Source organism: uncultured Fibrobacter sp. (assembly GCF_937877005.1).
Taxonomy (GTDB): Bacteria; Fibrobacterota; Fibrobacteria; order Fibrobacterales; family Fibrobacteraceae; genus Fibrobacter.
Genome location: NZ_CALEFV010000243.1, coordinates 1 through 1,264, shown reverse-complemented (window position 1 = coordinate 1,264; position 1,264 = coordinate 1). Strand labels below are relative to the sequence as shown.

Annotated in this window: 1 protein-coding gene and 1 pseudogene; both read left to right on the top strand. The window is 51.7% G+C overall.

What is annotated here, in order from left to right:
• Positions 1 to 361: pseudogene (locus Q0628_RS10595) on the top strand (sulfatase); the annotation flags it as partial.
• Between the two features lie 36 nt (positions 362 to 397).
• On the top strand, positions 398 to 1,264 hold an 867-nt coding region (locus Q0628_RS10590; RefSeq protein ID WP_298770856.1), incomplete at its 3' end, for an oligosaccharide flippase family protein.

The window sequence follows — 1,264 nt, the reverse complement described above, 5'->3', positions numbered from 1 at the left end:
CTTGTTTAACGGGCTTGCCGTTCGCGAAGATGTGGCGTCGCAGCTCGATTTGGGCCCGACGATTTTTGATCTTGCGCAGGTGCGTGAACCGAACCATTTCTGGGGTTATGACTTGCTCGCGCAGGAACGCCCTGCAAGTCAACCGTCGGTGTTCTTTTCGCAAAACGCGTACTACTTGGGCTTCCGTGACCATGTGCTTACGGGCGGCCTCGAAAACGAAGATGTTTACCGAGCCGGTGTCGGCGGCGAAAGCCCTTATGCAATCACGACCGATGTAAATGATCTTGCGTGGAAAAAGAAAGCGGTGGGCGCTGCAAAAGCCGTGCGCTCTGTGCTGCGAAATGATATTATGATGCCTTAGTGAACTAGGTCCCAATTTTCTATATTGCGAGTAATTATGAGTAATCTGGAAGCAGACAGCAAGTTTTTAAAGAAGGCTGTGATTATCAACGTGGTGGGGGCGATCCTCAAGGTTTGTGGCCCGCTTTTGACTTTTTTGATGGCGCGTGTTTTTGGCGCCGCTGAATTTGGCATTTTTGTCTCTGCGCAAACGCTTCTCTTGACCATTGCCCACTCGGCAACGCTTGGGCTTGACAAGGGCCTGTATTGGTACCTCCCGCAAAACAAGCTGAATGGCCGCCCGGCTTATGACGGCATCATGAATTCCTTCTGGGTGTCGGCACTGATTGCGCTTTTCTGCTCACTCGTGATTTTTGTGGGTTCCTTTACGCCCTATATTTCCAAGGAATTGCCTTGGTATGGTATTTCGCTTTTGTTCTACGTGGGCACATTTGTCTTTAGCACTGCTTCCGAAGGCAATCGCCGTCCACAAAACGCCGTGTTCGTAAATTCCTTCCTTACGGTAACGCTTGCCCCGGGTGTGTCGATTGCACTACACTTCCTGGATATTCCCCATGCGCTTCCGTTGGGCTTGTTTGTAGGCCAGATGGCTGGATTCATTGTGCATTTTGTGCTGGTGCGCCGTCAGTTCCCCGACATGCCGCTTCACCCGGCCTTGCGTGTGCCCATGGTTCTTTTGAAGTATTCGCTTCCGCTGGGCTTTGGTGAATTCGTCGCTTCGTTCTTGATTCGTTCTGCCCTCTGGATGGTCATGCTGTTCCTTGGTCCCGAAAAGGCGGGCGCCTTCGGTATCATGGTGACGATTTCGAATGCTCTCCAGACGATTCACGTGGGCTTTACACCGATTTTGACCCCGGTTGTTGCCGGCATGGAAAAACAGCGCTTGAGCACGGACTTGAAATTC